This window comes from Clostridium sp. CS001, from assembly GCF_020443565.1.
Classification (GTDB): Bacteria; Bacillota; Clostridia; order Clostridiales; family Clostridiaceae; genus Clostridium_AD.
Genome location: NZ_JAIZZN010000001.1, coordinates 154903 through 181193, shown reverse-complemented (window position 1 = coordinate 181193; position 26291 = coordinate 154903). Strand labels below are relative to the sequence as shown.

The window sequence follows — 26291 nt, the reverse complement described above, 5'->3', positions numbered from 1 at the left end:
TAACAGTATGGATAGAATAACACTTGCTTCTAGTGCTGGTTTTTGTTTTGGAGTTAAAAGAGCAGTAGATATAGCTTTAACCATGAAAGAAAAATATAATAGTAAAGTATACACATTAGGACCACTTATCCATAACAATGATGTGGTGGATTTCCTAAAAGAAAACTTAATATTTCCTATAGAACTTGATAGCGTTTCATGCCTAAAAGAAAATGATACTATTATTATTAGATCACATGGAGTATCGGAAGAAACATTAAATTTTTTAAAGAAAAATAACTTTAATATAGTAGATGCTACATGCCCTTACGTAGAAAACATTCACAAGAAGGTGGAGAAATACTACAAGTTAGGATACGGCATAATTATTGTAGGAGATAAAAATCACCCTGAAGTTATTGGGATTAATGGCTGGTGTGATGATTCAGCATTAATATTTAAGAGTGGTGAGGAAGTTGTAAACGTACCAAGAAAGGTATGTGTAGTATCTCAAACAACTGAAAGAGAATCTACCTGGGAAGAAGTATTAGCTAAGATTATAAGTAACAGTAAAGAAATAGTTGCATTTAATACTATTTGCAGTGCAACGCAAGTGCGTCAAGAATCTGCAGAAGAACTCTCAAAAAAAGTTGATGCTATGGTTGTTATTGGGGGTTTTAATAGTTCTAATACTACAAAGCTTTATGAGATATGTAAGAAAAGTTGTGAAAATACAATACATGTAGAAAATTTATTAGGTATTCCAGATGATTTTATAAAAAGTGAAAGAATTAGAAGTATAGGAGTTACAGCAGGGGCTTCAACGCCAGATTGGATTATTAAGGAGGCAATTTCAAAAATGAATGACAATACTTATTTAACTAAAGAAGAAAATCCAACAAAATTACTTAAAGAAGCATTTGAAAGTAAAAATCCAATTTCGGTTATAGTTAAAGAGGTTGTAAATAGTGGATTGATATGTAGTTTAAAAGGATTAAGGGTTTTTGTGCCTGCGTCACATATAGAATTAGACTACGTAGAGAATTTAGATAGTTATCTAGGAAAAGAACTCGAGGTTACAATAATAGAATTTGATGATAGTAACCGAAATGTGAAGATTGTTGGTTCTAGAAGACTAATATTGCAAAAGAAACTAGAAGAAAAGCAGTTAAAAGTTTGGGATGATTTAGAGAAAGGACAGATTGTAGAAGCTATTGTAAAACGGTTAACTGACTTTGGAGCCTTTGTATCAGTTGATGGCATAGATGGATTAATACATGTTTCTGAGATTTCCTGGGCCAATGTTAACAAACCTAGTAACTATTTACATATAGGCGATGTAATAAAGGTTTATATATTAGAGGTAGATAAACAAAATAAGAAGTTATCTTTAAGTATGAAAAAACTTATTAAAAACCCATGGATAGATTTATTAGATAAATATCCATTGGGGAGCATTGTTAGATGCAAGGTGGTTAGGTTTACTAATTTTGGAGCTTTTGTTGAACTAGAACCCGGAGTAGATGGATTGATTCATATTTCTGAAATAAGCCATAAACATATTGAAAAAATAAGTGATATTTTGAAGATTGGTCAAGAAGTAAAAGCTAAAATAGTAGAAGTAAATGAAGAAATGAAAAAGATATCTTTAAGCATAAAACAAGTTATTGAAGTGTAATATTATAATAAGGTTATAATTAATCAAACCTAAAAATAATAATTAATGGAGTAAATCTAAATGTATAAATTAGCAAACTTAACTTTGAAAAGCATTAACAGTTTCAGAAAAATTAATCAATATAACACTGTATTTAGCTTATCTAACAAGAATTTTTTTAAGGACTATGATAATAGTAACATTCTTCAGAAAATATTTTTAAGAAAAAATGTAAAACTATTATTTGAAGAAAAAGGAGAGAGGTTAGAACGTAATTATATAGGTTACATATGGTTTGAGAAGCATAGTAAAGATTATAGTTCCATTAATTCAATAAATGTAGTAAGTGGCGATGATTTAGTTAATGGTTACAGAACTTTAATTAGTCCTATTGCTAACAGTAAGTTAATAACCTATGAATGTATAAGTAATGATGTAAATGAAGATATATTAAATAAGTTAGAATTCAAGAAAACTAAGGGAATTATTGAACTTGAAAAACAATGTGCAGAATATAAAAAGGTTGATGTGCCTAAAGATGTTACTTTTTCTATAATAGAGAAGAATAAAGATGAAGAGCTACGATGCAATGTTCAAAACGAGATATTTAAAAGTAATAACAGAATACCAATAAACGTTGAAGATATCTATTTTGATGAAGCTCAAGGATACTACTTAAATGATGCCTCAGTATTTATTAATCTATATGGTGAACCAATTGGATATGGACAAATTATTGTTGAAGATAATGTTGCAAGTATAGTAAACTTTGGAATTATAGGAAAGTATAAAAGAGAGGGATATGGTAAAGTACTATTAGGTTATTTGCTTAATTTGGCTATGGATAATGACTTTAAAAAAGTATCTTTAAAAGTAGACTCTAGTAATACGCCTGCTTTAAATTTGTATCTTTCTTTGGGGTTTGAAGTTAAAAGTGAATTATATTCCTTTGAAAAACATAAAAGAGTAGCTAGATGAATTATAATCTAGCTACTCTTTTATGTTGATTATTTATTTAGCGTGTTGCTTCATACTTATTTAAAAGCTTTACGAATAACTCAGGAACCTTTTCCATGTTTTCTGGAGTTTCTACAAATGCGATACGCATCTGAGTGCTTCCTGGATTAAATTCACTTGGTTTAATATCATAGAAACCTTTCATCGGTGCTACTAAAAGAGTTGTTTCCACTCCATTTAAGTCCACTGAGCCTTCATTTGCGCAGTACATAACAAAGTCCACTGAATCAAATCCTGGCTTTACAACATTTCTAACGTCAATTACTGAATATATAGCGGAATCAGGGCTAGAAACAATCAGACCAGGGTCTAGTTCCTTCACGCCGTTATAGAATTTAAACATAATTTTTTTGTAATACTCACGAATACCATCGCACCATTCATTAATCTGCGTTTTGCTTTCATGAGCAAGTGCTCCGAAGATATACTGACCGATTACATTTGCGCAAAGGTTAGCAGTATATTCAGCTACTGACTGTGTATGGAATTCTTCACTATCAGTTATTAAAGCTCCTATTCTTAAACCGCAGGCACTCCATACTTTTGATGCGGTTTCTATACTTATTCTCCTACCTTCTATGCCAGGTACATCTGCATTAGTGATTCCCCAGATGCTTACAAGGCTACTATCAGTATAATACAGTTCACGATAAGCTTCATCACTGATCATCCACATATTATATTTTACACATAGTTTAGCAAGATCTTTAAGCGTTGCGTAATCGTAGAGCTGTCCTGTAGGATTGTCATATGGTATTACAAGAAGTGCACCAGGATTATGCTTTTTAATGGTTTCTTCAATCTTGTCCATCTCTGGAAGGCTGAACTTGCCATCATCGCCTAAATTACGTTTTACTGTAACAGTTTTACGTCCCACTCTTTCTGCGAAAGCAATATAATTTGTATAGGCTGGGTCAATCATCATAAGAGGTTTATCATTAGTGCCTGCATCTCCGCAAACACCCAGTAATAACAGCTCCATACCAGTTGAACCACCATCGGTTACCTGAACGAATAACTTACTAGTATCAAAACCTTCGCATCTTAGAATGTTTTTAAATGCTTCTTGAGCCTCGTCTACACCAGCAGTGCCTGAATATCTTACAACACCTTTTGCAAATGGGCTTTCAGGTGCATCCAACGAAAACATCCTTTTTTGCATAGCAGGGTTTGTTGGAAGTGAAACATTTCCAATTGCTACATTAACTAATGCAGGTTTAATTTTACGTTCCCCAAATTTGATCTGTCCAAGTCTAACATCTGATGGCATCCTTTTTTTGAAATGTTCTGACATTACTGGTTTGTTCATAAAAATACCCCCTAAAAATATAATTATAATTTATAAAATATCTATACTCTTATAATATTATATCATACTAAAACCCTTATTAGATAGTGGAATATGGACTATAATAAGAGAATTCAAATAACTAAAAGTTATTTGAATTCTCTTATTATAGTTTCAACAGGTACATAAGATACTTTTATATCGACCATATTACTATGCTTGCACATATAAAAATAGCTTCGATCAACTATACAGTCATATTGTAATTGTTTATTGACAAGATTCTCATTTTTTTTCGCATCATACATTATAATCACTCCTCTTTGATAGCTTACCCTAAAAACAGAAAATTAATATAAAAACTAAAAAAAATGAATTTTAAATCTAAATATGTTCAAATAGTAAAAATGCCTTTTAAAAAACTAGTATATTATATATAATAGACAAGTGATAATACTTTTTTATAAAGGAGAATAAACTAATGAATGAAATACTTAAATATTATATAGAAACATGGGGTTGTCAGATGAATGAGGAGGATTCCGAGAAGTTATCTGGTTTACTAATACCTATGGGTTATAAAAAAACTTCAGATAAACAAACTGCTGATATAATTATATTTAATACTTGTTGTGTAAGAGAGAATGCAGAGCAAAAGGCTGACGGGAACATAGGGGCTTTAAAAACTTTAAAAAAGGAAAATCCAAACCTTATAATAGCTGTTACTGGATGTATGATGCAGCAAGAAGGTATGGCAAAACATATAATAACTAAATTTCCCTTTGTAGATATTATTATTGGAACACATAATGCTTATAAATTTCCAGAGTACTTAAAAAGAATACAAGGTGGAGATTCATCTATAGTTGAAATTTGGGATAAAGAAGAAGACATTGTGGAAGGAATTCCAATAGATAGGGAAAGTAGCATAAAAGGGTTTGTTACTATTATGTATGGCTGCAATAATTTTTGTACTTATTGCATAGTACCATATGTGCGTGGAAGAGAAAGAAGTAGAAATCCAGAAGATATCATAGCTGAAATAGAAACTATGGTTGCACAAGGTTACAAAGAAATAACTTTACTTGGCCAAAATGTTAACTCTTACGGAAAGGGATTAATTCCGCAAATAGACTTTGCAGAATTACTTAGAAGAATTAACACTATTGAGAATTTAGAGCGAATAAGATTTATGACATCTCATCCAAAGGATTTATCTTTAGAGGCAATAGAAGTAATCGCTGAAGGTGAGAAACTTTGTGAGCAAATTCACTTGCCAGTACAATCAGGTTCAACGAACCTTTTAAATAAAATGAATAGACATTACGATAGAGCTCAGTATTTGGAATTAGTTAAAAACATTAGAAAGACAATGCCAGATGTTGGGTTAAGCACAGATATAATTGTTGGATTCCCAGGAGAAACAGAGGAAGATTTTGCAGAAACTCTAAGTCTTATGGAAGAAGTAAGATTTGATTTAGCCTTTATGTATATTTACTCTAAAAGGAAAGGAACTCCTGCAGATGAAAGATTAGATCAAATACCAGAAGATGTTAAGCATGAGAGATTTAATAGATTAGTTGAAGTTGTTAATAGAATTTGTGCAGAGAAAAACAAAGAATATGAGGGAAAGATTGTAGAAGTGTTAGTTGAGGGTTTTAGTAAAAATGACGAGAGCAAATTAATGGGAAGAACTAGAACTGGAAAACTGGTAAACTTTGATGGCAACAGTAAGGCTATAGGAGAACTGGTATCTGTTCAAATAACAAAGGCATTCTCTTTTTCACTCATAGGTGAAGAAATATAAATTACACTTTTCAAGATATATTGCAGCACCGCAGGTGATGATTTAACAGGTGTAGGGTAGGTAACAATTACAATGTTACCTACATGAACAGAAAAGCAAGGGGGCAATACAATTGGCATTAACTCCGATGATGGTACAATATTTTGAAATAAAAGACAAATGTACGGATTGCATATTGTTTTTTAGATTAGGTGACTTTTATGAAATGTTTTTTGAAGATGCGGAGGTTGCATCCAAAGAATTAGAACTAGTGCTTACAGGGCGTGATTGTGGACTTGAAAAAAGGGCACCTATGTGTGGGATACCTTATCATGCTGCAAATAACTACATAGGCAGGCTAATTTCAAAAGGATATAAGGTTGCTATATGTGAACAAGTAGAAGATCCAGCACTTGCAAAAGGTATAGTTAAAAGAGATATTATCAAAATAGTTACACCAGGTACCTACACTGATTCTAACTTTTTAGAAGAAAGTAAGAATAATTATATAATGAGTCTATTTATTGACAATGAAACTAACTTTTGTGGAATGTGTTTTTGTGATGTGTCAACAGGTGAATTTAGTTGTACGGACACTAATCTAAGCCTAGTTACTATACTAGATGAAATATCAAAGTTTAGCCCAAAAGAGATTATTATATCAGAGGAAATGCCAGAAGATATATTAAAGGCTACAAAAGAAAGATTTAATGTATCCTATTCTGCTTACAAAAGAGACTTCTTTGTTATGAAAGATGATACTTTAATAAAAAATCAATTTCATAATTTTTCAGAGGTCACACTGTCACAAACTTTACTAAGCAGTGTTTTTGGGCTGCTTAGTTATATTATGGATACACAAAGGAATTCACTGTCTCACATAGACACTATAGAATATTATAGTATTTTTAATTATGTAAGTTTAGATGCAAATTCCAGGAGAAACTTAGAGCTAACAGAAACATTAAGAGATAAAACTAAGAGAGGTTCCCTGCTTTGGGTATTAGATAGAACTAATACTGCTATGGGAGCTAGAAGGCTCCGTAAGTGGTTAGAACAACCTTTAATTAATAAGAGTTTAATAGAGGAGAGATTGGAAGGGGTAGAAGAATTAAAAAGTAATATATCCTGCCACGAAGATCTAAAAGACGTACTTACAGATATTTATGATATAGAAAGACTTGTAGGAAAGATTTCTTCGAAAAATGTTAATGCAAAAGAACTGATGTCTCTTAAATGCTCTATAGAGAAGATACCAAAGCTCAAATCTATTTTGTCAGCACTCAATAGTAAGTTAATGAAAAAAATATATTTAGAGCTAGATGACTTAGAGGATATATATAATACCTTAGATAAGTCTATAATTGAAAATCCGCCTATCTCTATTAAAGAGGGGAATATTATCAAAGCAGGCTTAAATAGTGAAATAGATGAGTTGCGTCTTGCTAAAGCACATGGCAAGGAATGGATAGCAACATTAGAAAATGATGAAAAAAGCATAACTGGAATAAAGTCGTTAAAAGTAGGATATAACAGAGTATTTGGTTATTATATTGAAATAACAAAATCCAATATTGCATCTATTCCCGAGGGAAGGTATATAAGAAAGCAAACCTTGTCTAATGCAGAGAGATACATAACCCCTGAACTTAAGGAAATGGAAGAAAAGATTTTAGGAGCAGAAGAAAAGTTAGTAAGCATTGAGTATGAAGTATTTACTGGTATACGAGAAGAGATTGAAAATCACATAGACAGAATGAAAAATACTGCGAAACTAATATCAGAAATCGATTGTTTAAGCTCTTTAAGCACAATTGCTATAGAAAACAATTATAATAAACCTAAAATAAATACTAAAGGTATCCTTAATATTAAAGGGGGAAGGCACCCTGTAGTTGAGAAAATGCTACCTACAAACACTTTCATTGAAAATGACACATATATGGATACAAAAGATGATCAGCTCCTATTAATAACTGGCCCAAATATGGCAGGTAAGTCTACATATATGCGCCAAGTTGCTCTAATAACTATTATGGCTCAAATAGGAAGTTTTGTTCCTTGCTTATCCGCAGATATATCTATATGTGATAAAATATTTACACGAATTGGAGCTTCAGATGATCTTGCTGGTGGTAAGAGTACCTTTATGGTAGAGATGTGGGAAGTATCCAATATATTGCAGAATACAACAAACAAAAGCCTTGTTTTACTTGATGAAGTGGGTAGGGGTACTAGTACCTACGATGGACTCAGCATTGCTTGGTCAGTAATTGAGTATATGTGTAAGAATGCAAGTTTAAGAAGTAAAACATTATTTGCTACTCATTATCACGAGCTAACAAAGCTTGAAGGAATAATTAAAGGAGTTAAAAATTATTCTGTAGATGTACGAAAAATTGAAAATGAAATTGTGTTCCTTCGAAAGATTGTACCTGGTGGAGCTGATGAATCCTATGGAATCGAGGTTGCAAAGCTTGCAGGCCTACCTAAAGATGTAATAGAAAGAGCTAATGAAATCCTAGAGACACTAGAGAATTTTAATAATACTACAGAGCTGGATTTAGTTTATAATAAAGTTCCAAATAATAACATTACCAATAAAGAAAGCGTTAAAAATGATAAAAAGTCTATTGATTTTGTTCATGAAAAAGAAGTTGCTATAACTTGTACTTCTCAAACTAATATTGTAAAAGACGAAGTTATACAAATTAACTTTACAGACATAGAAAAGGATAATATGTTAAAGGAAATTAAAAATATAGATATTCTAAATCTTACGCCTATAGATGGGTTTAATAAACTATATGATTTAATTAAAAGAGCTAAATTGCTATAAAGGTAGCAAAGGATGTGAGTTATCATGAGAATCAATATGTTAGAAGTTGAAACTTCCAATAAGATTGCTGCAGGGGAGGTGGTAGAACGCCCTTCCTCAGTTGTAAAGGAGTTAGTGGAAAATAGCATAGATGCTGGTGCTAAAAATATTATTGTAGAGATTATTGATGGTGGTCAAAGTAGTATAAAGGTAATTGACGATGGCTATGGAATACATGAAGATGATATAGAAAAGGCATTTTTGCCTCATGCTACAAGCAAAATAAAATATGTTGAAGATATTTATAATATACATACTTTGGGCTTTAGGGGAGAAGCATTACCTAGTATTGCTTCAGTATCCCGCAGTACATTAAGTAGCAGAACTAAAGAATCACCTGTTGGCAAAGAGATATCTAAGTCTTCAGGAGATATACTGCATATTAAAGACGTAGGGTGCAATGTTGGCACAACAATAGAGGTTAAAGATCTGTTTTTTAATGTGCCTGCAAGACAAAAGTTCCTTAAAACACCTCAAAGGGAAGCCGCTTTAATATCAGATATTGTAGGTAGACTTGCTCTTGCTAACAATGAAATCTCTTTTAAACTATTAAGTAACGATAAGAAGGTTATATCTACATATAGCTCAACAAATCTTAGTGACACCATTAGATATATATATGGCAAAGAGGTTGTAGAGAATATTATAAACTTTGAGCGCTACAACGATGTAATGTCTGTTCATGGATATATTGGTAATGCACAGATAAGTAGGGGAAGTCGAAATAGGCAAAGCATCTTCGTTAATAAAAGGTATATTAAAAGTAGCTTAATTACCGCAGCAGTAGAAAATGCATTTAAATCTTTTCTTACTGTTAATAAGTTTCCCTTTTTTGTTATATTCTTAGATATTTTTCCGGAGTATATAGATATAAATGTTCATCCTCAAAAAACTGAAATTAAGTTTCAACAGGATAAAGCAGTATTTAAACTTGTGTTTGATGCCGTTCATACTGCAATCGGTGACAGTTTAAGAGGTAACTTTAATGTAACAGATGAAAATAACATGGATAAAGAAATTGAAAAGAATACTATAAAAAAAGAAATTTATGATTTTAATAGGATAGTAATAGATGAAAAAGATAAAGAAGAGTTAGAAAAAAGTATTCAGATTCCAATAGATTTTAACTATAAAACATTGAATAATGATAGGAAAGGTTTTACAAAGGAACAATATGCACCTGTGAATTACCATAAGTATACTAGCATTTCTAATAATGAAGATAATAATGAATTATCAGATGAAAGTGTGCCAATGCAGCTTAAAGAGAGCTATGAAATTAATTATGACATTGATAATCCTACATCATCAAAGGGAATACCTGTAATTTCAAAGTTTCCGGAGCTTAGACTTATAGGGCAATTTAATAAGACATATATCTTAGGTGAAGTAAACAATGAGCTTTATTTAATTGACCAACATGCAGCACATGAGAAGATACTATTTGAGAAGTATAAAAAAGAAATAAAAAATGCACAAGTATTGTCTCAGATTTTAGTGACATCCGTTGTGATTGAGCTATGCCAGGAGGATTATGCTTACTACACTGAAAATGAAGCAGTGTTTAAGAAGGTTGGTTTTGAAATTATTGAATTTGGAGAAAATACAATAAGTATAAGGGAAGTTCCTATCATACTTGGAAAACCAGATGTTAAAAATCTCTTCAATGAGATATTGGATAACTTAAAGAACATGGGGTCAGGTGAAACAGTAGAAATTAAGTATAATCGTATAGCTACCCTTGCCTGTAAAGCAGCTATAAAAGCAAATAATCAACTCTCAGAACTTGAGATGACTAGTTTGATTAATGAGTTAAGGCATATTGAGGAGCCTTTTACGTGTCCTCATGGAAGACCTACCATAGTAAAGATGACACTTAATGAATTAGAAAAGAGATTTAAAAGAATACAGTAAAAAAAGGTGGAAATATGAAAGATTTATTTATTTTAGCAGGTCCTACAGCAGTAGGTAAAACAGGAATTTCTATAAAACTAGCACAAAGGCTAAATGGAGAGATTATATCAGCAGATTCAATGCAAATATATAAATCCATGGATGTTGGCTCAGCTAAGATTTCAAAGGAAGAGATGAAGGGTATTCCTCATCATATGGTTGATATAATAGAGCCTAGTGAAGATTTTAGTGTGGCAGAATTTAAAGAAAGAGCTGAAACTGCTATAGATGCCATTACTCATAGAAATAAACTTCCAATGCTAGTTGGGGGAACTGGGTTTTACATAAATTCTTTAATATATAACTATAACTTTGCAACCACAAATAAAGATGAAGAGTATAGAGATGACCTTACAAAACTTGCAGATACAAAAGGAAAAGAGTATGTCCATGAATTACTTAAGGATATAGACCCAGAATCTTATAACAAACTATATCCCAATGATTTAAAAAGAGTTATTAGGGCTTTAGAAGTATATAAGGTCAGTGGTAGACCCATGAGTGAATTTGCGGCAGAGCAAGATATTTTAGATGTACCTTATAATGTATACTATTTTGTACTAAATATGGATAGACAAAAACTATATAATCAAATAAATACTCGTGTAGATATAATGATAAAAAATAATTTGATTGAGGAAGTTATAAAATTAAAAGAAATGGGCTATAATTCAGATATGCAGTCAATGAAGGGGATAGGGTATAAAGAGATACTATATTATTTAAATAATGAAATATCCTTAAATGAAGCTGTAGAGATGATAAAACAAGGGAGTAGAAATTACGCTAAAAGGCAACTTACTTGGTTCAGAAAAGATTCAAGGATAAATTGGATTAATAAAGATGAGTTTAGCAGTGAGGATGAAATAGTAGAACATATTATAAGTAAAATATCTTCAATAAAATCATCACCTGCGGTGCTGCAATATTAACGACTTCAGAAGGAGATTTAGACTCTCACTTAAGTTTTACTCTTGATAGGTTAGTTGCCCCACACATATAGAAGGTGGAGACTTTCCTTCTGAAATGTCGTTAAAAGGATTATAAATTAGAATATTTCGTTAAATTAAAAGGATTTTATAAATCTTTATAGAATATTCTTAAAATGCTAATTGAATCATGGAGGTGCACTTATGAGCAAAGCAACTAATAACTTACAGGATATAATTTTAAACGGCGCAAGGAAGGGTAGAATTCCAGTTACCATACATTTAACCAATGGTTTTCAATTAAAGGGTAATGTAACAGGATTTGATAGTTTCACAGTAGTATTAAACTGTGATGGAAAACAAATGATGATATATAAGCATGCAATTTCTACCATAACTCCATTTACTCCAATATCATTTAATAACGAAGAAGCTTAAAGTCATAAAACATACCTTTCATGTTAAGGTATGTTTTTGTATTTTGTAGACTTATTATTATAGTGGGGATTATAGCTACTTTTCAAGTATATCCTTAAGTTCCATTAAATTAGAAATTTCATAAGTAGGATTTATTCCTGTTTTGTTTATAATTTTATTGGGATTAAACCAACAGGTATCTATACCAAAGTTTATTCCACCTTGTATATCTGACGTTAAGCTATCTCCTACTATAATTACCTTGCCCTTGTCAGTATGCTTTATATTGTTCAAAGCATGTTCAAATATTTTAGGATCTGGCTTTGATACCAAAACTTCTTCAGATACTACTATATCTTCAAAGTACTTTGCGATAATAGATTTTCTTATTCTATTATCTTGAACATCCTTAAGGCCATTAGTAATTATAGTAAGCCTATAATCTTTATGTAGGCCTTCTACAAGGCTTATACTATCATCATATAAAAAGGATGCATTAGCTAAATGCTTCATATATGATTTTGAAAATTGGATTTCATCAAAATTAGTATCTAATTTGTCTGATAATCTTTTAAATCTTTCTACCTTTAATTTTTCTTGAGTAATAAGTCCATCCTCGAACTCTTTCCATATAGCCGTATTTATATCCTGGTATATTTTTAAATGATGATTTTCATCATATTCTATATCAAATTCAAGCACAGCATTTTTAAAAGCGTCTCTTTCAGACCTTTTAAAATCAAACAAAGTCTCATCTGCATCAAATATTATAATCTCGTACTTCATAATATACCTCCATTTAGTTAGTTTTTTTAATTATAGCATAAAAACTTTTTTATAAGAAAGTTTACAATAATTTATAAATAGATTACAATATTCATATAAAATTATATATGACATATGTCATGCTAAGGAGAAAATTATGAGAAGAATTTTAAGCGGTAATCTTTTAAAGCATTATATCGTTAAGCATAATATAGAAAATATATTTGATAAAGATATATTAAAATATGCGCAACTTCACTTTTATGAAAAAGAGGAATATATATTAGAAGCAGAATCGAAGCTTGAATATTACTATTTACTTGTAGATGGAAAAATCAAAGTTTCTTACCCTTTTGAAAATGGTAAATCAATGCTTTTAAAGTTTTATAAAGAATTTAATTCAGTTGGAGATTTAGAGCTTTTAAAAAACATTCCTATACTATGCGACATTGATGCAATTGAAGACACTTATTTAATAGCAATACCCTCAGATATACTTAGAAAAAATTATTTGGACAATCTAAAGTTCTTGCATCATTTAATAGATTCCTTAAGCGAAAAACTTTACGCAAACATTAATAATGGTTCATACAACTTTGTATATCCCCTTATAAACAGGTTATCTAGCTATATAGTTGAGCATATAACAGATAAAAACTATATTACTTTAAATTCATCATTTATAGAAATTGCTCAATTCTTAGGAATAACTTATAGGCACTTAAATAGAACCTTTAAAGAACTTGAATCAAAATCAATTATAAAATGTGATAACAAAACAATATATATATTAGATGAGGGGAGACTTCGGGAGCTTTCTAAAAACTTGAATATAAAGCCAATTTAATGTTGCACAACGCGAATATGAAAGTAGTTGCACATTACCTAACGTAATCATCTATAATTTATTCATACATTGAAATTCTATCACTATTTCAAGGAGGAGATAAGATGGATTTGAAAATTCAATACAATTGTTTAAATGTAGATTGGAATGATGTACCTAAGATATTAAAAGAGGTTGGAATGAGCTACTTTGAAGGAAAAGTACATAAGCAGGCTTTTGAGAATAGCCATACCGTTATATTTGCTTTTGACCATGATAAACTAATCGGTTTTGGCCGGGCAATCTCAGATGGAATTTGCCAAGCTGCAATTTATGATATAGCAGTATTGCCCGAATATCAAGGTGAAAAGATAGGATCAACAATTGTTGATAGCATATTAAAACAAATTCCAGAATGCAATTTTATACTATATGCTTCACCTGGCAAAGAAATTTTTTATAAAAAGCTGAACTTCAGAAAAATGAAAACAGGTATGGCACTATTTGTTAATGGAGAAAAAATGAAGATAAAAGGTTTTACTGATTGAACTATATAATTTTTACACCAATAAGTATTATATTAACGTTTAATATTTTCATAATCATTCATCTCCTAAATTTTAAATTCTTATTTTAATCCACTGTTAAAGTTAATATTAAAGTGAATATATTTTCTTGGAGATTTATCCAAACAGTGAAATCACTGTTTGCGAAAGGAATGATAATGTATCTTTTCTTTCTTTTGACATATATTTAAGTGTAATAGGTATAGTTAATAAATAGAAAAATTGTTTTATAATAATGTGGTGATAATATTAAGGAAAGGTATAAAAGTTTGGCAGAAGTAGACACTAAAAGGGGCTGTCTTGTGTCGCTATAGAAAGTAGATAACTAAAAATATCATAAAATGCCGTGATTTTTGTTTTAGATAAAAGAAAAAACTAGGATGAGAAAGGAGAAAAGAAGATATGATGACAAAGGAAAAATCAATAATAGAACAAGGCTGGAACTTAGATAACAGTTATGCCCGTTTGCCGAAATTATTTTTTACAAGGCAGAGCCCAGTGTCTGTATATTTACCGAAATTAATCATTCTTAATTATTCATTAGTAACATCACTAGGGCTTAGTGCCCAGGAGCTACAAAGTAATGATGGGCTAGCGGTACTTTCAGGGAACCGAATTCCGGAAGGTGCTTTGCCTATTGCGCAGGCTTATGCAGGGCATCAATTCGGGCATTTTACTATGCTTGGGGACGGCAGGGCTGTGCTACTAGGTGAGCAGATCACTCCAAGTGGTAAGAGGCTTGATATTCAGCTCAAAGGTTCAGGTGAAACTCCATACTCTAGAGGCGGTGATGGTCGAGCGGCACTTGGTCCCATGTTACGTGAATATATTATCAGCGAAGCAATGTATACTCTTGGTATTCCTACTACTCGTAGTCTTGCAGTGGTGGCAACTGGTGAGGAAGTAATACGCGAAATTCATCAGCCCGGGGCAGTCCTAACTCGGGTGGCTGATAGTCATCTGCGTGTTGGAACTTTTCAATATGTTTCAAAATGGGGAACTACTGAGGATCTCATGGCCCTTGCAGATTATACATTGCAACGACATTTTCCAGAGATTGAAGCTTCTGAGAACCGATATTTTAATCTGCTCAAGGAGGTTATCAAGCGTCAGGCTATACTAATTGCCAAGTGGCAACTGGTTGGTTTTATTCACGGGGTAATGAACACCGACAACATGACCATCAGTGGAGAAACTATTGACTACGGTCCTTGCGCTTTTATGGATAAATATGACCCGGAAACAGTATTCAGTTCTATTGACACTCAAGGACGCTATTCCTATGGCAATCAGCCGCATGCTGCTCAGTGGAATCTATCGCGATTTGCCGAAACTCTGTTGCCACTGCTACACAGCAATCAGGAGCAATCTTTAAAAATGGCCCAAGATGCCATTTCAGATTTTACTAAGGTGTACCACTATAATTGGTTGTCGGGAATGAGAAGTAAACTTGGAATATTTAACGAAGAGATACAGGATAAAGCCCTTATTGAAGATCTTCTCAGTATAATGAATAAGTATGGTGTGGACTATACCAATACCTTCCGCTCACTAACTTTTGACACCATGTCAGGTACTGTTATGTTTGAGAGTACAGAATTCGCTCAGTGGCATGAGCTATGGAAGTTGAGGCTAAGCAGGCAACAAGAGTCCAACGATTCTTCTAAGCAGTTGATGAGAAATTCCAATCCCGCAATAATCCCTCGAAATCATAGGGTAGAAGCCGCACTAGATGCTGCAGTAAAACAAGAGGACTACAGTGTGATGAAGCAGCTTCTTGAAGTTCTTTCAAATCCATATGCACATTCCCCAGAGCAGGATGATTACGTAGCACTGCCTTCGATATCAGCTAAGCCTTACCGAACTTTTTGTGGTACCTAATATACAAGCATTATACATTTGTGGTAGTACAATAGTTATATATTACAAAAAAATAAATGGACTTAGCCAGATGGGATTTAGGGCTAAGTCCATTTAATTGCGTACCTTGAGACATATTGTCAAAGCTCATAGAATCTCCTTTTAATGAATATAATTAAAAGATACATTATAGGTATAATTATTATATAATGCTAAAATTTGTAGTATAATGAAGGTAGACGAGCTTATAATAAGAAAGAATACTGAAGTTTATGGTTTTGATGAGAAAATATGTAACTAGTGTTTTATTTTATTTGAGTGTTCTGATAATGTCTAAAATGAGCAGCCCGAAAGGTGTGAAAATTTTATAGGTATTCGGCATATCAAGGATATCTGAAGACATTTCTAAGTTAAAGAGTTGTGTCAAACTTGTAAAAAATTCCTTATCAATCATAGATTGACGATTGATAAGGAGTAGTAATTTAAGGCGAATAATGCCATCCTTTTTAGAATAATAATAGAGTATAAAAACAGGGGGTGTTTATGTTGATTATAATTTGGTTTTTAATTGGGTTAATTGCGAGTATATGGGCTCTATCAGATGCATCTGATAGAGGTAAATCTGGATGTTTGGTATTCATTTTAGTTTTTTTTGGTGGACCTATTGGATTAGTAATATGGTTATTAATTAGACCAGAAAAATAATTTTTAATATTTAAAAATGAACAATATTCTTAAAAGACCTACTAAGTTAATTCCTTGGTTAGTAGGCATTTGTAAAAAGAGGTGAACTAATGGATATGTAGGATTTTTGTTTTGCTGTTGAAATTAGTAACGTATTAGATATTGAACTATCTGATGAACATGAAGAATATAAATGGTGTTCATCCCTGCTACCTCGTAGTGATAACGGAATGTTTGTAATTAGGAGATTGTTTGTATAATCTGACTAAGCGATAATCGTGAATAGGAGGAAATTGAAAATGGAAGCAAGGAAATTATTAGATGCTTTATTGGTTGCCGAAAGGTTAAAAGATACAACTCGTCATTGCTATACAGCAAAAGGTAGGCATGAAAGCGTAGCAGAACATAGTTGGATGATGACCTTGATGGCTTTCTTTATGCGGGACGAGTTCCCAGAAGTAGATATGTATAAGGTTATTAGAATGTGTATCATACATGATTTAGGCGAATGTTTTACTGGCGACATTCCAACCTTTGATAAAAACCAAACCCATGAAGAAACAGAAGAAAACCTGTTGTATAACTGGGTTCGTTCTCTGCCAAAAAAATACGTAGTAGAAATGAGAGAACTTTACGAAGAAATGGAAGAACGCAAAACCACCGAAGCAAAAATCTATAAGTCCATTGACAGCCTTGAAGCATTAATTCAGCACAATATTTCCGATTTGTCTACATGGATTCCGAAAGAATTTGACCTTAATCTAACCTATGCTGACGATAAAGTTGCTTTCTCCCATTATCTCAAAACATTAAGACAGGCTGTTCGTGAAGATACCATCAAGAAGATTAAAGCAGGAAAATAAATCTCTCTGAAAACCATCTTCGCACTTACTCTTACAAATTGCTATTTGTTGTTGAGGTTATAAGCAATACTGTGTAAAAGCGCAGATTATTGCTATACCCATTGGGCTAGTAATAAGTAGTTTAAATCTATAAAGATTTTATTAAAAAAATGTCGTCAATGTAAACAATCCTAAAGTGAGGACTGTACATATAATCTTTAGAAAAATAGTAATTTGATGAATTCGGAAGGATATATAATCGATGGATAAAGTGATAAAATTAATAATACTAAGAGGTAATTCAGGAAGTGGTAAAACTACAACAGGTAGAGTATTACAAAGGAAATTTGGGCATGGTACAATGCTAATTTCACAAGATGTCGTTAGGAGAGAATTGCTATTTGTGAAAGATGGACCTAATCCAGAAGCCAGTCAATTATTAAATGAACTTATACTATATGGAAAGAAACACTGCGACATTGTAATTTTAGAAGGCATTTTAAATTCAAAGTGGTATAAGAAACTATTTGAAAATTTATTTGATGAATTTAACAATCAAATTTTTGCATATTATTTTGACATACCTTTTGAAGAAACCTTAAATCGTCATAAGCAAAAGCCTAATGCTCACGAATTTGGAGAAAAAGAAATGAAAAGATGGTGGAATGAAAAAGATTTATTAGATATTATTCCTGAGGTATGCCTACATAAAGAATTAAGTTTAAATGAAATAGTGGATATGATTTATCAAGATGTTTTAAAGTAAACAATAAATTTTAAATTTATGAGGTGGATAAAAATGAAGTATGATTGTGGATTTACTAAAGACGATGGATGGTTCAGATATAAAGCAGCAGCAATAATTATTGAAGATGGAAGTGTATTATTTGCTAAAAACGATAGGGACGATTATTACTATCCAGTTGGAGGAGGCGTTCATATTGGTGAAAAGGCTGAAGATGCTGTTGTGAGAGAGGTATATGAAGAAACAGGAATACACTATGAAATTGACAGGTTAGCATTTATTCATGAAAATTTTTTTGTTGGTAGTGGTAGTCTTGAAGGTTATAATTGCCACGAAATTGCTTTTTATTTTTTGATGAAGCCAAGAGGAATACAAAAACTTAATAGTAATAGTTATTCATGTGGTGTTAAAGAGTATATGCATTGGCTACCAATAGATGATTTAACAAAGTACAAGGCATTTCCTACTTTTTTTATTGATAAACTGTCAAATATACAGGGTTACGTAGAACATATTGTTACAGATGAAAGGTAGATAGATAAACTCCAATTTATCTTAATGAACATAATGATTGTTAGTTGTATTGATGGAAGTATGAATCCTCTTAAATTATAATATACGTAGCTTAAGTGTAAATTGAATTAATAACTTATAGTTTAAATATTCATTAGGCTAATAATGTGCAGTTAAATTGTTGCTATATTTGGTACAAGTTATAATGTATAATGGACAGTTCAAAAAAATAAAATATAATTGATTAATAAGGGCGTAGAGATATGTAAAACTCGTAAGATTATACAAAGATTATTTATACCCGTTTAAGGAGGGTATCATTATGAAAAAAAAATTTCTTCAATCACATTTAGGTTTCCCAACACACGATATTAATAGAACATCAGAATATTATGAAAAAAATTGGGATTTAAGGCAGTGAAATATCTTGGAGTGATTGAGCCTCATATATGCTTGTATCGTGACGATACTGAAATCATTTTAACTGTGTCTGAAAAACAAAAGCTCGTACCTAATCGTGAATTATATGGTTATGGATATGATGCATATTTTATTACAAAGAATCAAGAGAAACTTCAGCAAGAATTTTTGGAGGCGGAGGCAAATATTGTTCGTCCGCTGTCTGTCACTGATTATCACAATAAAGAATTTGTTGTAGAGGATATTGATGGTAGATGGATTGCATTTGGCATTAAAGAATAATTACATATCGCGCAGTTCATCCTTAAGGAATAATTTTGATGAAATAACAAACTTCACAGAAATATAGGATGGGCAAATACAAAGATTTAATAATAAATAACATGATATAAAATAATTTAGTTTTAAATCTTTATAAGGGTTCAAGTAATCATAAATTTGTAATTACAAGAACCATGTAAATAACTGCGAAATAAAGACTAGTCATATAATCCTTAGATAAATAGTAATTTGTAGAGATTAAGAATAAATCGAAAAATATAGTTGTTAAAGAGTATTAGAATGGAGCAAATAACATTTTTGAAGGTACAGCATTAAGTGACATAAAAAAGGAATCTTGTATCTACGTGGGTATAGCAAAAGATGAAACACTTAATGAAAGGGTATTAAAATCTCATCTTAAGACCACGGGCAAATCAACATTAAGACGTGCTATAGGTGCAATACTGATAAAAAAATTAGGATTAGAACCAATAATGCGGGGTAAAACAGCAACAGAAAGTAATCTCAGAAATTTTACGCTTAGTAAAGAGAGCGAGCAAAGATTGACAGAATTTATGTTTGCTAATCTTGGGGTGGCATTTTGTTCGTATAACAGTATAGACGTAAAGCTTGAAGATATAGAAAAAGAAATTATAAAAGAGTTTAGGTATCCAGCTTTTAATGTAGAGTATGTAAAAGAGAGTAAGTATAAGAAGGTTATTCAAGATGCAAGAAAGAATTGTAGAGCTATAGTAAAGAGTAAAGTAGTATAAGTAAATAAAGTATACTTTCTAAATAATATGGAGGTCTTATAGTTACAAGTGGTTATAAAAAGAGTTCAGACCGCCCGAATAAATGCTTCATACAAAAGGCAATAGAACAGTATTTTGAAAGACTTGGGTATATAAAAAAGAAAGTAGCATACTTAGATTATGTTGGAATAAGCCCATCTACTAATGAAAAGTGGGTAGTAGAAGCTAAAGGAGAAACAACATCCATAGGTTTGGATTTTAGAACTTGCTTAGGTCAAGTGGTTCAAAGGATGGAAGAATCATCAACTAATTATGGAGTAGCTGTACCTTATTTAAAAACATATATAAATCAATGTAATCAAGTAAAGCCTTTGATAAGAGTGGTATTAAATTTACATTGTATATTTGTAAAACAGGACGGAAGCATTGTAATATTTAAGCCGATTGATGAGATTAACTAGGAGAAAATGCAACAAAATTAAAAAATATTGTATATAGAAAAATGTAAATTCCAATTTAATTAAGAAAATAGTAATTTGTAATGAAGATAAATTTATGGAGGTGCAAAATGAGCACAAAAAACACTTTGGCAAAAATAGCAAAAATGGAGGCTTTAAAATGTTTTCACGGATTTGTCATGCAGACAGAACCGAATATAGATTTAATAATATATGGGTTTCCAAACTGGTCGTTAGAAAAGGCTGATAGAAATTGGTGTGCTGCATTTATATATTATTGTTGCAAAAAAGCAGGTTATGATATTCCAATACATCCAAATGAATGTCGTTCATGTAATTTGGGAGGTTGTGGTGCTTGGGAGGAATGGGCTTTAGCAGATGACAGAATAGGATATGTTTTAGGTAATAATGATTCTTATGCACCTGAAATTGGAGATATTGTACTCTTTGACAAGGTTTTTAATGACTCGGAGCATGACCATATCGGAATTGTTATAGAAAATAAGTCCAATTCAATTGTTGTAGCAGAAGGAAATATCAATAATATTTCTGGAATAATTGAACGTAAGAAAAATTCACATATACGAGCATACATTCGAATTCCAGATAACTTCTCGTATAATGAAAATGAGCATACCTTGTAAGTGATAAATTCCAATTTTAGATGTATTGTATATTTATTGAAAGTAATTTTAGCTAAGAAGTTTTTTTAAGAACGGAAAATATAGGATAAGACAAAATAATTGAGTGGTGCTTATTAGAGGTTATTTATAAACCCTTCGCATATATTAATTTGAAAGAGAGTGACATATATGAGATTAGAAACTGTCAGAACAATTCTCCGCAATTTTGAAAAGAAAGACTTAAAGGACTTGAATGACTATTGTAGCCAAGATGGTGTTGGAGAAATGGCGGGGTGGAATCATCATAGCAGCTTGTTAAATTCAAAGGAAGTGTTGTATAGAAATATTCAAAATAAGAACATTTTTGCAATAGAAAATAAAGAAAATAGAAAAGTTATTGGCCATATAGCAATAAATAGTGATTCTGAGAATGGAAGGGAAGATACAAAAGAGTTAGGATTTGCACTTAATTGTAACTATCAAAATCAGGGGTTTATGACAGAGGTAATATGTAGAGTCCTGGAGTATATATTTTCTAATGAAATAGAATATGTGTATGCTTGCTGTTTTCAAAATAACAAGCCGTCTAAAAGATTAATAGAAAAATGTGGGTTTAGATTTGAACAAGAAGGTTCTTTTTATGCAGAATCACTTAATAAAAACTTTAAGTCATTTGAATATGTTTATAGTAAAAATGATTGGCAGGTGCAGTAGTTCAAGCTCCTAATAAATTTCCAGGTATGTTTCATAACTACAAAGGGTATTTAGGTGGCGAAATAGAGCACGAAACTTTTAAATATATAAATGGGAAAAGAGTATATACTGGAACACATGGGATTAAATACAACCTAATCAGAGAAAAATATCCTCAAGGAGATGGTGAGTTTATAAGTAATACAAAGATGACTGCAGAAGAATTGAATTTCATATCTAGATATAATGATATAGGACAAAAACTAATGGTATTTTACTATCCATATGTGAATTATGGTAATAGATATGAGAAGGACTTAAGTTTATTAGAAGATATAGGCGATAAAAAATATATGGAGATTGCTTTATCTTTTGACAAAGAATATAGTATGGATGAAGTTAGTAATATAATACCAAAGAATTTAAATTTAACATGGTATTGGGTTGATTCAGTAGACGATGAGCATAAAAAAACACAAATGCAATATATAAATAAGCAGGATGGAGAAGAAGGGAAAATAATAGAAGTAGAACAATATCCAGACTTATGTTACGAAAATTATGCTTATGGAATAAAAAATACAAATGAGTATGGAGAAAAGATAGAGAATCCAGAAGAAGGCTTTATTAGTGGTCTAAAAAAAGGCGGTATAACACATATTTATGATATTATAGCAGGTGCAGATGGGAAATTAACGAAAGAGGATATTAAGGTGCAAGGAGTGGTAGTTACAGGTGATGCAGAAAGTCTTAAGTCACTGAGGAAACTTCCATTCATAAGAGCATCATCAATTGGAGTTATTACAGATAAATACTAATTAAAAGATTCATATGATAATATAGTGTGATAAATCGTAGTATAAGTTATAGCATACCAAATAGAATGGTTAAATCATCTTCTTCGAAGCTGCAATATTAGCAACTTTGAAAGCAGATTTACACTGCAACCTGTATAATCTTCCTAGGATGAGCAGCTGCCACTTATAGAAGATGGCAGGCTTGAACATTATCTCAATTAAAGAATATTGCTTATCCAGGAAGAGAAATTAGTTGAAATGAGTGGGAAACTGAATAATGATATATTTAAGAGCCAGATAAATCAATCACAAATTTATGCCCAAGTGAATAACCTATTAAGATAGCTATTTAATTATTGGAGGGTTTTAAGTGGGATACTACGTTAGGGTAGAACCAAATGTAAAGATTTATGTAGAGGATCTTAATCCAGAGGGAAAGAAAACAATTTTGTTCATACACGGTTGGCCTGGAAGTCATAAGTTGTTTGAATATCAGTTTGACCAGCTTCCAAAGATGGGATACAGATGCATCGGAATAGATACTAGGGGATTTGGTAATTCAGATAAGCCTTATGAAGGTTATGACTATAATAGGTTGGCAGATGATGTTAAATGCGTGGTTGATGCTCTAAAATTAAATGATTTCACACTGGCAGGACATTCAACTGGGGGAGCTATAGCTATTAGATACATGGCTCGTCATAGAGGACAAGGAGTATCTAAACTTGCTCTTTTTGCGGCAGCAGCGCCTAGTCTTATCAAACGCCCCAATTTCCCATATGGGTTAGAAAAAGAGGATGTAATCAAAATTATTCAGGGAACATATACTGATCGTCCTAAAATGCTTAGGGATTTCGGAGATATATTTTTCTTTCAGCATATAACTAACGCCTTCTCTGATTGGTTCTTCCAATTGGGATTACAGGCAGCAGGGTGGTCAACTGCTGCTATTGCAAATACTTGGATTGATGAAGTACTATTTTCTGATCTTGGAACAGTAAATGTTCCAACTTTAATTATTCATGGTATCCATGACAAAGTTGTTCCATTTAAACTAGCTGAGGTGCAAAAACAGGGTATTAAAAATTCAAAGCTTATACCATTTATATATAGTGGTCATGCATCGTTCTATGACCAGCGTGACGAATTCAACGATGAATTGGTGAAACTTATTGAAGAATGACGTTTGAAGTAATTAAGTATAGAGAGGTAATATTATTATATCAGTTATAAGCATTTTATGGGTAAAAGTGAAATAATCACAGGGAAAATAATATTCCGGTTTTTTTGAAGCAGTTGCGAGGTGATGACATAAGTTGGGAACCCAAGGGACAATTTATGTTTGCTATTTGCTATCAAAGACCAATAGTATTAAAATCTATTGGTCTTTCTTATTTTCATTTAGTACTAGAGTTATTTTTTCAGTAGATACTTCTAAAAACATATCTAAAGTATTCATTTCAGTTTTACATATCTCTAAAATTCTGTTTCTTGCTAATTTCCTTTGATAATAATCATGTGTATATCTATTTCTTAACTTAATAATATTTTGCAGTTTTTTAGAATCCTTTGTAGATATAAAACCAAAGGTACTTGATAAATCTAATATTTCTGGACCGGATTTATTTGGAATGAAATTATCAGTAGAAACTAAATATGTTTCACACATATCAATTATAAACTCACAAAAAGAATTAAAGTATGAAATCATTGCTTCATCAATAATCTCATCCTCGCTATTGGGACTTCTTTTTAAACATTCTCTAATTCTAACTAAAAAAACTTTACTTTCAGAAAATTTTTCTTCTAACTTTTCCTTTTTATATTTATAGTAAACCATTTTTATATTCCTCCATAGATTTCAAATTCAATTCTTTAATTGTTTCTAAATATTCTCTATCTCTCTTAAAGCAAGAATATCCGAGCATATAATCTAAATAAGCTTCTTCTAGGATAATTATTTTATCTTCACTTTCTATAAAAATTTCACTAAAAGGATAGATAAAATCGTTAACGAAGGTGTAGTGTATATCCTTATGATTGAAGTAATGCGGAAGAATAGTTTGAAGAAAATCCTCAATTTCCATCTCTTCTTCCCATTGAAGTTCTCTGTTTAATAAAATCATAACATCTATATCACTTCTTATTTTATCAAAACATGCTTCATTGTAACTACCAAAGGTACAAATAGATATAATTGTATCAAATTTATTTAAGTTTAATTCGCAATCACTTAACTTAATATTACCCACACTTTCCCCTCATTTCTGCCATAAGTATTTACCATAATTATATCCATAAATAGCTACTTAAACAACTATTAGCTTATATTTATATTACCATATCTAAGATGAGAGGACTACGATCAAGGTTTGTTTGTGGTTGATGCTCTAAAATTAAATGATTTCACACTGTAAAGAGATTCAATTGGGAAAGGGGAAAGCAATGGACAACTTATGCTTGCTAATAGTTCATCTAATGATATATTTAATATAGATACTACAAACATATATTATATAAGGAGAAAACAATGAAGAATTTAAGAAATCTCAATAAAAAAAGACTGGATATTGATGAGTTGCAACAATATCTTAATATAAGTGACTATATGGAACTAGTAAATGTGATGACAAGTCTAGTTAATGAGGAGGTAATACTACCTATAAAAAGCAGCAAATTAAATGGTAAGAAGCCAGCTCTTTACAATAGATATAATATTGTAGACGCTAAAGAAGATAACTCTAAGTTTGCATTGGAATTATCTTATGGTATTAACATTCAGCTAGATAAAACTTATTATATGAAGAACATTGATAAATATAAAGAAGATATGGGTTTCATTCTTTCTTTGAGTAGATTTCTTGATGAAAAAGTAGAGTTACTTAATACACAGGTATCAGCAAATGAAAGAAGTTTTCAAATTTGGGGAAGAGAAAAATTTCTTAATAAAGAGGGCGGGAAAAGGATACTAAAAAATCTTAATTTATCGGAAGAATTTTTAAACATTTACGATACTACGCAACCTCTTGCTTACTATTCTTATAGCAAAAACTCACCACAAAAGATTTTAATACTTGAAAATAAAGACACTTTTTACAGTATGAGAAAACATCTTATAAACGGAGGTAGCAAAATTTTTGGTGAAGAAATATCTACATTAATATATGGTGGAGGAAAAAACATATACAAAACCTTTAAAGATTTTGAACTTTGCGTGGAGCCATATCTTTTGCATAAAGATAATGAAATTTTGTATCTTGGAGACTTAGATTATGAAGGAATAATAATTTATGAAGGACTACATGAAGTTTTCAAAGGGGGTTTTAATATAAAAACTTTTGTTAAAGGATATGAATTTATGATAGATAAATTTATTAAAGAAAATATAAGTTTACCAAATACAAAAGAAGGTCAAAATAGAAATATAGGAGAAGTATTTTTAAGTGAATTTACGCAGGAGTATAGGGATGTTATAATAAATATGCTTAACTCAAATAAATATATTCCTCAGGAAATATTGAATATTGGGGACTTTTAAATTAGTGGGAAGTTTGGAATTGAAAGTGCAGGAAATTTTTCAGT

Annotated in this window: 27 protein-coding genes; 22 read left to right on the top strand and 5 right to left on the bottom strand. The window is 31.3% G+C overall.

All coding sequences use genetic code 11. The features are described 5' to 3' along the window. The first annotated feature begins 7 nt into the window (after positions 1-7). Both LGK97_RS00845 and LGK97_RS00840 read left to right on the top strand, forming a co-directional pair. Positions 8-1657: a 4-hydroxy-3-methylbut-2-enyl diphosphate reductase gene (locus tag LGK97_RS00845; protein WP_226257840.1), complete on the top strand. Its 1650-nt coding sequence runs from the start codon at positions 8-10 to the stop codon at positions 1655-1657. Positions 1658-1717: 60 nt separating this feature from the next. Continuing rightward, complete coding sequence (locus LGK97_RS00840) at positions 1718-2614, top strand: GNAT family N-acetyltransferase (protein ID WP_226257839.1); 897 nt, start codon at positions 1718-1720, stop codon at positions 2612-2614. 37 nt (positions 2615-2651) lie between these two features. Here the strand turns inward: LGK97_RS00840 and LGK97_RS00835 are convergent, their stop codons facing one another. After that, a complete protein-coding gene (locus tag LGK97_RS00835; protein ID WP_226257838.1) occupies positions 2652-3962 on the bottom strand; it encodes a pyridoxal phosphate-dependent aminotransferase in 1311 nt (436 codons plus the stop codon). A gap of 128 nt (positions 3963-4090) precedes the next feature. Then, positions 4091-4249 carry a hypothetical protein gene (locus LGK97_RS00830; RefSeq protein ID WP_226257837.1) on the bottom strand — a complete coding sequence of 53 codons (159 nt, stop codon included), beginning with the start codon at positions 4247-4249 and terminating at the stop codon, positions 4091-4093. A 173-nt stretch (positions 4250-4422) separates the two neighbouring features. Here LGK97_RS00830 and miaB point away from each other — a divergent pair, with 173 nt between their 5' ends. From miaB to hfq, 5 genes are all read left to right on the top strand, one after another. Then, positions 4423-5748: a tRNA (N6-isopentenyl adenosine(37)-C2)-methylthiotransferase MiaB gene (gene miaB / locus LGK97_RS00825; RefSeq protein ID WP_226257836.1), complete on the top strand. Its 1326-nt coding sequence runs from the start codon at positions 4423-4425 to the stop codon at positions 5746-5748. Positions 5749-5860: 112 nt separating this feature from the next. Further along, a complete protein-coding gene (mutS, locus tag LGK97_RS00820; protein ID WP_226257835.1) occupies positions 5861-8566 on the top strand; it encodes a DNA mismatch repair protein MutS in 2706 nt (901 codons plus the stop codon). A gap of 24 nt (positions 8567-8590) precedes the next feature. Next, complete coding sequence (gene mutL / locus LGK97_RS00815; RefSeq protein ID WP_226257834.1) at positions 8591-10519, top strand: DNA mismatch repair endonuclease MutL; 1929 nt, start codon at positions 8591-8593, stop codon at positions 10517-10519. Positions 10520-10533: 14 nt separating this feature from the next. After that, positions 10534-11490, top strand: a complete 957-nt coding sequence (gene miaA, locus LGK97_RS00810) for a tRNA (adenosine(37)-N6)-dimethylallyltransferase MiaA (protein ID WP_226257833.1) — start codon at positions 10534-10536, stop codon at positions 11488-11490. A gap of 201 nt (positions 11491-11691) precedes the next feature. Next, positions 11692-11925, top strand: coding sequence for an RNA chaperone Hfq (hfq, locus tag LGK97_RS00805; RefSeq protein WP_226257832.1), 234 nt, complete (start codon positions 11692-11694; stop codon positions 11923-11925). A 75-nt stretch (positions 11926-12000) separates the two neighbouring features. Here hfq and LGK97_RS00800 read toward each other — a convergent pair whose 3' ends face one another. Next, positions 12001-12690, bottom strand: coding sequence for a YjjG family noncanonical pyrimidine nucleotidase (locus LGK97_RS00800; protein WP_226257831.1), 690 nt, complete (start codon positions 12688-12690; stop codon positions 12001-12003). A 136-nt stretch (positions 12691-12826) separates the two neighbouring features. Here LGK97_RS00800 and LGK97_RS00795 point away from each other — a divergent pair, with 136 nt between their 5' ends. The 14 genes from LGK97_RS00795 to LGK97_RS00730 all read left to right on the top strand — a co-directional run bounded on the left by LGK97_RS00795 (position 12827) and on the right by LGK97_RS00730 (position 23892). Further along, positions 12827-13516: a cyclic nucleotide-binding domain-containing protein gene (locus tag LGK97_RS00795; protein ID WP_226257830.1), complete on the top strand. Its 690-nt coding sequence runs from the start codon at positions 12827-12829 to the stop codon at positions 13514-13516. Positions 13517-13620: 104 nt separating this feature from the next. After that, positions 13621-14043: a GNAT family N-acetyltransferase gene (locus tag LGK97_RS00790; protein WP_226257829.1), complete on the top strand. Its 423-nt coding sequence runs from the start codon at positions 13621-13623 to the stop codon at positions 14041-14043. A 423-nt stretch (positions 14044-14466) separates the two neighbouring features. After that, on the top strand, positions 14467-15942 hold the full coding sequence (locus LGK97_RS00785; RefSeq protein WP_226257997.1) for a protein adenylyltransferase SelO: 1476 nt from the start codon (positions 14467-14469) through the stop codon (positions 15940-15942). Positions 15943-16464: 522 nt separating this feature from the next. Next, entirely contained in the window at positions 16465-16626 is a 162-nt protein-coding gene (locus LGK97_RS00780) for a hypothetical protein (RefSeq protein ID WP_226257828.1), read from the top strand. Between the two features lie 278 nt (positions 16627-16904). Then, on the top strand, positions 16905-17468 hold the full coding sequence (locus tag LGK97_RS00775; RefSeq protein ID WP_226257827.1) for an HD domain-containing protein: 564 nt from the start codon (positions 16905-16907) through the stop codon (positions 17466-17468). Positions 17469-17709: 241 nt separating this feature from the next. Further along, positions 17710-18213, top strand: a complete 504-nt coding sequence (locus LGK97_RS00770; protein WP_226257826.1) for a kinase — start codon at positions 17710-17712, stop codon at positions 18211-18213. Positions 18214-18246: 33 nt separating this feature from the next. Further along, complete coding sequence (locus tag LGK97_RS00765; RefSeq protein WP_226257825.1) at positions 18247-18726, top strand: NUDIX hydrolase; 480 nt, start codon at positions 18247-18249, stop codon at positions 18724-18726. A 411-nt stretch (positions 18727-19137) separates the two neighbouring features. Beyond that, on the top strand, positions 19138-19407 hold the full coding sequence (locus LGK97_RS00760; RefSeq protein ID WP_226257824.1) for a hypothetical protein: 270 nt from the start codon (positions 19138-19140) through the stop codon (positions 19405-19407). A gap of 293 nt (positions 19408-19700) precedes the next feature. Next, positions 19701-20159, top strand: coding sequence for a GIY-YIG nuclease family protein (locus LGK97_RS00755; protein WP_413228407.1), 459 nt, complete (start codon positions 19701-19703; stop codon positions 20157-20159). 269 nt (positions 20160-20428) lie between these two features. Beyond that, entirely contained in the window at positions 20429-20599 is a 171-nt protein-coding gene (locus LGK97_RS00750) for a hypothetical protein (protein WP_226257822.1), read from the top strand. Between the two features lie 107 nt (positions 20600-20706). Then, positions 20707-21240, top strand: a complete 534-nt coding sequence (locus LGK97_RS00745) for a CHAP domain-containing protein (protein ID WP_226257821.1) — start codon at positions 20707-20709, stop codon at positions 21238-21240. Positions 21241-21408: 168 nt separating this feature from the next. After that, positions 21409-21933, top strand: a complete 525-nt coding sequence (locus tag LGK97_RS00740; RefSeq protein WP_226257820.1) for a GNAT family N-acetyltransferase — start codon at positions 21409-21411, stop codon at positions 21931-21933. Then, on the top strand, positions 21918-22730 hold the full coding sequence (locus LGK97_RS00735; protein ID WP_226257819.1) for an anti sigma factor C-terminal domain-containing protein: 813 nt from the start codon (positions 21918-21920) through the stop codon (positions 22728-22730). The genes LGK97_RS00740 and LGK97_RS00735 overlap by 16 nt, the downstream gene beginning before the upstream one ends. Positions 22731-23079: 349 nt before the next feature. Further along, positions 23080-23892 carry an alpha/beta fold hydrolase gene (locus LGK97_RS00730; RefSeq protein ID WP_226257818.1) on the top strand — a complete coding sequence of 271 codons (813 nt, stop codon included), beginning with the start codon at positions 23080-23082 and terminating at the stop codon, positions 23890-23892. 195 nt (positions 23893-24087) lie between these two features. On the opposite strand, the gene LGK97_RS00725 is transcribed toward LGK97_RS00730, so the two are convergent. Beyond that, the gene (locus LGK97_RS00725; protein WP_226257817.1) at positions 24088-24549 is read right to left on the bottom strand and encodes a HepT-like ribonuclease domain-containing protein; all 462 of its coding nucleotides are present in this window, start codon (positions 24547-24549) and stop codon (positions 24088-24090) included. After that, entirely contained in the window at positions 24536-24961 is a 426-nt protein-coding gene (locus LGK97_RS00720; protein WP_226257816.1) for a nucleotidyltransferase domain-containing protein, read from the bottom strand. Before LGK97_RS00720 ends, LGK97_RS00725 begins: the two co-directional genes overlap by 14 nt. Before the next feature lie 278 nt (positions 24962-25239). On the opposite strand from LGK97_RS00720, the gene LGK97_RS00715 reads away from it, so the two are divergent. Beyond that, complete coding sequence (locus tag LGK97_RS00715) at positions 25240-26247, top strand: Wadjet anti-phage system protein JetD domain-containing protein (protein WP_226257815.1); 1008 nt, start codon at positions 25240-25242, stop codon at positions 26245-26247. Positions 26248-26291: the final 44 nt, after the last annotated feature.